Annotated in this window: 1 protein-coding gene; it reads left to right on the plus strand. The window is 30.6% G+C overall.

The genetic code is table 11. The annotated features are described in order from the left end of the window. The first annotated feature begins 13 nt into the window (after positions 1–13). Positions 14–7867 (plus strand): amino acid adenylation domain-containing protein, encoded by a 7854-nt coding sequence (locus AC0L0O_RS20210; RefSeq protein ID WP_473785980.1) that lies wholly within the window; start codon positions 14–16, stop codon positions 7865–7867. Positions 7868–7889: the final 22 nt, after the last annotated feature.

Below are 7889 nucleotides of genomic sequence, written 5' to 3' on the forward strand. Positions count from 1 at the left end.
AATGATTCTAGTTATGGATATTAAAGGGTTTATAAATGATTTAAAAAAATCAAACATTTTCTTATATCAGAATCAAGGGAAGATAAAAATTATTGGACCTCGTGAGCTAATAACAGCTGAATTAAAGGAGAAAATAAAGTTATATAAAGAAAAAATTATTATAGCTTTAAAAAATGAAGATATAGAAAAAAAGAATGAAATTCCAAAAGCGAAACAATCAGAAAATAATTGCTATACCTTATCAATGGCACAAAAAAGGATGTTTATTTTAAACAATCTGGAATCTGAAGGTACGACATATAATATTCCTTTAGTTATGAAAATAGTGGGCGATTTTCGCTTGCATGTTTTTGAGAATGCCTTTAAGGCGCTAATTGATAGACATGAAGTATTAAGAACATCTTTTGTAATGATTGATGGGGAACCAGTTCAAAAGATAGAAAAAGAACTAAATTTTAAAATTAAATATGATGAATTAGGGAGAGATAGTGTATCAGAACGAGTAGCACGATTTATAAGACCTTTTGATTTAGAGGTAGCGCCTCTTCTAAGAGTAGAGATTTTACGTGTTAATCAAGATGAGCATATCATGATGCTTGATATACATCATATTATTTCAGATGGAGTATCAATGGGCATTTTGATGAAGGAGTTAGCTGATTTAGTTAGAGAAAAAGACTTAGCACCATTAAAAATCCAATATAAAGACTATTCAGAATGGCAAAAAGAGTACTATAAAGGAGATAACATAAAGCAGCAGGAGGAATACTGGCTCAAGGTATTTGAGGGAGACATTCCAGTTCTAAATATGCCAACTGATTTTCCAAGACCACAAATACAAAGTAGTGAGGGAGATAGGATTGGTTTTGAAATAGATTCTGAACTAACAAATAAGCTTAAACTTCTTGCAATGGAAAATGGAGTTACTATGTATATGCTTCTTTTAGCAGTATATAAAACGCTTCTTTCTAAATATACAGGGCAAGAAGACATAATAGTTGGTTCACCAATTGCTGGAAGATCACATGATGACTTAAAAAATACGATTGGCATGTTTGTTAATACTCTTGCAATGAGAAGTCATCCGAAAGCAGATACTAAATTCATTGATTATTTAAAACAAGTAAAAGAAAACACATTAAATGCTTATGAGAATCAAGAATATCAATTTGATACATTAGTAGAAAAACTAAATTTAAGAAAAGAAACAAGTAGAAGCGCATTGTTTGATACGATGTTTGATATACAAAATCAAAGTAATTTTGAGTTTAATATAAATGGAGTAACTACTGAGGTTTGCGATATTGATTTTAATGTGGCGAAATTTGATTTAAGTCTTACGGCGATAGAATATACAGATCATTTGAAATTTGATTTGCAATATTGCACAAAATTATTTAAAAAAGAAACAATGAAAAGACTTGCAGGTCATTTAGTAAATGTAATAAAGGAAATTACCAATAATCCGAGGCTTAAACTAGGAGAAATAAATTTACTTTCAGAAGAAGAAACAAAAATCATATTACACAAATTTAATGACACTATGACTGAATTTCCTAAAAATAAGACATTAAATCATGTATTTGAAGAGCAGGTTCTAAAAACACCAAATCATATTGCAATTATATTTGAAGAGGAACAATTAACATATACACAACTAAATGAAAAAGCAAATCGACTAGCACGGTTGCTTAGAAAAAATGGTGCAAAGCCGGATACTGTGATAGGAATTATGGCGGATAAATCCCCAGAAATGATAATTGGTATATTGGCGATTTTAAAAGCCGGTGCAGCATATTTACCAATTGACAATGAGTATCCGGAAGAAAGAATTGAATATATGCTAAAAGATAGTGAAGCAAAATTAGTCGTTACTCAAGAACACTTACAATTCAAGGTAAGAACAGCTCCAATTATTCTATTTAATGATGAAGAAATTAGTTCTTTAAGTAAGGATAACCTAGAGAATTTAAATCATTCATCAGATTTAGCTTATTTAATATATACGTCAGGTTCTAGTGGGAAACCTAAAGGGGTTATGACTACACATCGTAACGTTATTAACTATATTTATGCATTTTCAAAACAAATTACTTTAAATGAAGAAGATTCTATATTGCAAATAGTTTCATTTTCATTTGATGCCTTTACGGAAGAGGTATTTCCTATTTTAGCCAATTCAGGAAAATTAATTATTAGTAAAAAAATTGGTGACTTGAACATAGATGAGCTAGTTAAAAATATAGAAAAATATAATGTGACTTTAGTAAGCTGTTCACCATTGTTACTCAATGAAATTGATAAAAATAAGCATTTAATACTTAATAAAAATATGAAATTTATTAGTGGTGGAGATGTTTTAAAGTATGAATATATAAAAAATATTATCGAGATCGCCGATGTTTATAATTCATATGGTCCTACAGAAACAACGGTTTGCGCAACATATTATAAGGTCAGTTCCAATGATTGTATGGGAACAAGTGTACCTATAGGTAAACCACTAAGCAATTATAAATTGTATGTTTTGGATAATAACGCTCAATTACTGCCGATAGGAATACCTGGTGAATTATATATAGGTGGAGAAGGTGTAGCGCGAGGATACAAAAATAATAAAGAATTAACTGAAGAAAAATTCAAGTCAAATGCTTTTAGTTTAGGAGAACGATTATATCGGACTGGAGATTTAGTAAGATGGCTACCTGATGGAAATATTGAATTTTTAGGTAGAATAGATAATCAAGTAAAAATTCACGGTTTTAGAATTGAACTGGAAGAAATTGAATATCACTTATTAAGACAACCGAACATAAAAGAAGCCAAAGTAATTGATAAAGAGGGGATAGATGGAAACAGATATCTTTGCGCATTTATTACAGTTAATGATTTGAATGAAGAACTGAACATAGATAAAGTGAGAGAGTTGCTTGCCAAAAAGCTTCCTGGTTACATGATTCCTTTGCATTTTATAGAGATGGAAAAATTGCCGATTACACTTAATGGAAAAGTGGATGTGAAAGCATTACCGGAACCAGATTTAAGTAAATTTATAGAAGATCATTATGAAGCACCTCGAAATCTAGTAGAAGAGAAGTTGGCATTAGTGTGGAAGGATGTTTTGGGTATAGAGAAAATTGGAATAAATCATAACTTCTTTGAAGCTGGAGGACATTCACTAAAAGCTTTTTCATTGGTATCAAAAATACACAAAGAATTAAATGTTGAAATACCATTAAAACAAATATTTAATTTTCCTACTATTAAAAGCATTGGGGAATATATAAAAGGGAAAGAAACGAGTACCTACTCAAAAATAAGGAAAGCTGAGGAGAAGCAATTTTATAATCTTTCATCGGCTCAAAAAAGGTTATATATTTTAAATCAAATAGAGGATAGTGGAATTACTTACAACCTTCCAGTTGTTATCCAAATGAAAGGTCACTTTCAATTGGATAGTTTTGAAAAAGCCTTTAAAGCATTAATTGGTAGACATGAAGCATTAAGAACATCTTTTGTAATGATTGATGGAGAACCAGTTCAAAAGATAGAAAAAGAACTAAATTTTAAAATTGAATATAGTGAATTAGGAGAAGATAGTGTATCAGAACGAGTGGCACGATTCATAAGACCCTTTAATTTAGAGGTAGCTCCTCTTTTAAGGGTAGAAATTATACAAGTTAGTCAGGATGAGCATATCATGATGCTTGATATGCATCATATTATTTCAGACGGAGTATCAATGAGCATTTTGATGATAGAGTTAACAGATATATTTGGAGAAAGAAAATTAGCGCCATTAGAAATTCAATATAAAGACTATTCAGAATGGCAAGAAGAGTTTTGTAAAGGTGATAATATAAAGAAACAAGAGGAATATTGGCTTAAAGTATTTGAAGGTGAGATACCAGTTCTGAATATGCCAACTGATTTTCCAAGACCACAAATACAAAGTAGTGAGGGAGATCGATTAGGTTTTGAAATAGATTCTGAACTAACAAACAAGCTTAAAATGTTTGCAAGGGAAAATGGAGTTACTATGTATATGCTACTTTTAGCAGCATATACAACACTACTTTCAAAATATACGGGACAAGAAGACATCATAGTTGGCTCGCCAACTGCAGGAAGACAACACGATGATTTAAAAAATACTATTGGTATGTTTGTTAATACTCTTGTGATGAGAAATCATCCTAAAGCAGACAGTAGATTCATTGATTATTTGAAGAAAGTAAAAGAAAATACCTTAAATGCTTATGAAAATCAAGATTACCAATTTGATGAGTTAGTTGAAAAGCTAGCCTTAAAAAGGGATATTAGTAGAAATGCATTGTTTGATACGATGTTTTCTATTCAAAATTTAGATAATCTAGAGTTGAATATAAAAGGCTTAAAAATTGAACCTTATGACATTGATTTTAAAGCGGCAAAGTTTGATTTAAGTCTATCGGCAATTGAAAATACAGATCACATAGAATTTATTTTAGAGTATTGCACAAAATTATTTAAAAAAGAAACAATACAAAGAATTGGAAATCATGTAGTTAATATCTTAAAAGAAATTGTTAATAATCCTGAACAAAAACTAAGTGAAATAAATTTGCTTTCACAAGAAGAAAGGGAAATGGTATTAAACAAGTTTAATGATACTGCAGCCGAATATCCAGTAGGTACTATACATGAACTCTTTGAAGCGCAGGTTAAAAAAACACCAAATCATGTAGCTGTAGTGTTCGAGGAAAAGCATTTGACATATGAAGAATTGAATAAAAAAGCAAATAAACTAGCTAGAATTTTGAGAGGAAAAGGTGTTGCACAAAATAGTATAGTTGGAATAATGGTGGATAGATCAGTAGAAATGATTGTAGGAATATTGGGGATTCTAAAAGCTGGAGGAGCATATTTGCCGATAGATCCAGAGTATCCTACAGAGAGAATAGAATTTATGCTTGAGGATAGTAATGCGGATATTATTATTACTCAAGAACACCTAACGGATAAAAATGGTTCCTACGGTGAAGTAGTAAATGTAAATCATATAGATATATATGATATCGATGAAGATAATTTGAATCATATCAATTCACCGGATGATTTAGTGTATATCATATATACATCAGGAACAACGGGAAACCCTAAAGGTGTGCTAGTAGAGCATAAAAATTTGGTTAATGCTCATTACACTTGGATGGATCACTATGAATTGTCAAAGTATAAAGTTAATTTACTACAAATGGCTAGTATGTCGTTTGATGTATTTGCAGGGGACTTATGTAGAAGTTTATTAAATGGTGGGACAATGTATATAGTACCAAGTCATATTAAGCTAGAACTGGATTTATTATATAAGACAATTAAAAAGTATAAAATTAATATTTTTGAATCGACCCCAAGTCTTATTATACCTTTTATGAATTATGTATATGAAAATAATTTTGAACTCACCACATTACGATTATTAATATTAGGTTCTGATAGCTGTCCTATACATGAGTACAAAAATTTGGTTAAAAGATATGGGGAGAATATGAGAGTGATTAATAGCTATGGAGTCACAGAAGCAACTATTGATTCTAGTTATTATGAAGAAGAGTACGATTATATACCACAAATGGTAAATACTCCTATAGGAAAGCCGTTAAATAACATAAAATATTATGTTTTAAACTCTTTATTAGAACCACAACCTATAGGGGTGTATGGTGAATTGTACATTGGTGGAAAAGGTCTTGCAAAAGGATACTTAAACAAACCAGATCTTACTCATGAAAGGTTTGTTTCAAATGGCTTTATACCTGGTGAAAAAATGTATAAAACAGGGGATTTGGCAAGATGGCTTTCAGATGGAAATATTGAGTTTTTAGGAAGAATAGACAATCAAGTAAAGGTTCGAGGGTTTAGGGTAGAAATAGGAGAAATTGAAGCTAAGCTATTAGGTAATCAAAATATAAATCAGGCGGTAGTAATTGATTATAAAGATAATGCTGGTTTTACCTATTTATGTGCATACATAGTAGCTAAAGAGGAGCTAACTACAAGTGAATTAAGAGACTACTTGTCAAATTATTTACCAGATTATATGATTCCTTCATTTTTTATTCAACTAGATAAAATGCCTCTTACACCGAATGGAAAAATAGATAGAAAAGCATTGCCTCTTGTACAAGAGGGGGACCTTTCTAAGGGAACAGATTATGAAGCTCCTCGAAATGAAGCGGAAGAACATCTTGTATCAGCTTGGCAGGATGTCTTGGGTATTAAAGAAATTGGGATTAACGATAGCTTTTTTGAAGTTGGTGGAGATTCTATAAAAGCGTTACAGATAGTTTCTAAACTATCGAAAGTGAATCTTAAACTCAAAATTAAAGATTTATTTGAAAACCCGAAAATTAAAAATCTTAGTAAGTATGTAAAAAATGAATCGAGAGTAAAGAAAAACTATGAAATAATTCAGGGAAGCGTTCCTTTAATCCCGATACAGCAAAGACATTTTGTATTAAACAAAGCATTAAATAATAAAGAGCTAAATCACTATAATCAATCATTTATGCTGTATAGAAAAAATGGATTTGAAGAACAGATTGTAGAAAAGGTGTTTCATAAAATTTGTGAAAAACACGATGCTTTACGAATGATTTATAAAGAGGAAAATGGTGAAATTCTTCAATATAATCGTGATTTGAATGGGGAATTCTTTGATTTATATGTCTATGATATTGAAAATCAAGATAATCAACAGGAGATAGTGGGTCAACTAGCAACAAATATACAAAAGGAAATTTCGATTACTGACGGTAAAATGTTAAAGCTTTGCATTTTTAAAACAAATGAGGGCGATCATTTGCTTATTACTATCCATCATCTTGTAATAGATGGAGTGTCATGGCGGGTATTGTTCGAAGATTTCGAAATGTTATATAAACAAGCCTATCTCAATGAAAAACTTGATATAGGTTTTAAAACGGATTCATTTAAGGAGTTTTCAGAAAAGTTAATGGATTATGCGGGAAGTAATAAACTTCTAAAAGAAAAAAAATATTGGGCAGACATATCTAATATAAAAGTAGATTTTTTAGCGAAAAATGAAGAATTAGATGTGACCGATTATAAAAATAGCAAGACCTTAACCATTTCGCTAAATAAGGAGAACACTCAAAAGTTATTGGGAGAAACAAATAAAACATATAATACTCAAATAAATGATATCCTTTTAGCCGCTTTGTTAGTAACAGTAAGAGATTTAACAGGAGAAAACAGGTTAAAAATTCTGATGGAAGGTCATGGAAGAGAAGAAGTCATTGGAAACATAGATGTTAGTAGAACTATTGGGTGGTTTACTACAATATATCCTGTATATTTTGATTTAGGTAAAGAAAAAGAAATTTCTATGAGTATAAAATTGGTAAAAGAGACTTTAAGAAAAATTCCTAATAACGGAATAGGATATGGGGTTTTAAAATACCTGAAAAAGGATCAAGATTTGTTAAATGATGAAACGGCACCGATACTATTTAATTACTTGGGAGAAATGAGTAAAAAAGGGACCAATGAAGAATTTTCTGCATCATGGCTATCACCTGGCGAGAGTATAGGTGGCGAAAATGCAAGAGATGCTTCTATAGAAATTAATTCAATAATTGTAGAGGATACATTAATAATGAACACTACCTTCAATGAGAGGGAATATTCGGAATCTTTAATTACTGATTTTAACCAAAAGTATAAAGAGAACCTTGAAATGATAATCAATCATTGTATTAGTCAAACGGAATCAGAAAAAACAGCTTCCGATTATGGTTACAATAAAATGTCACTACAAGAGCTTGATGAGTTACTAGGTGAATATGAATACATCGATAATTAAAGCCTGGAGTAAAACCACCATC

This window comes from Bacillus sp. GS3m_15504 (assembly GCF_055825275.1).

What these genes read in the sequence shown, in the direction of transcription:
- AC0L0O_RS20210 (WP_473785980.1), top strand. Translation starts at nt 14, where the DNA reads ATGGATATTAAAGGGTTTATAAATGATTTAAAAAAATCAAACATTTTC.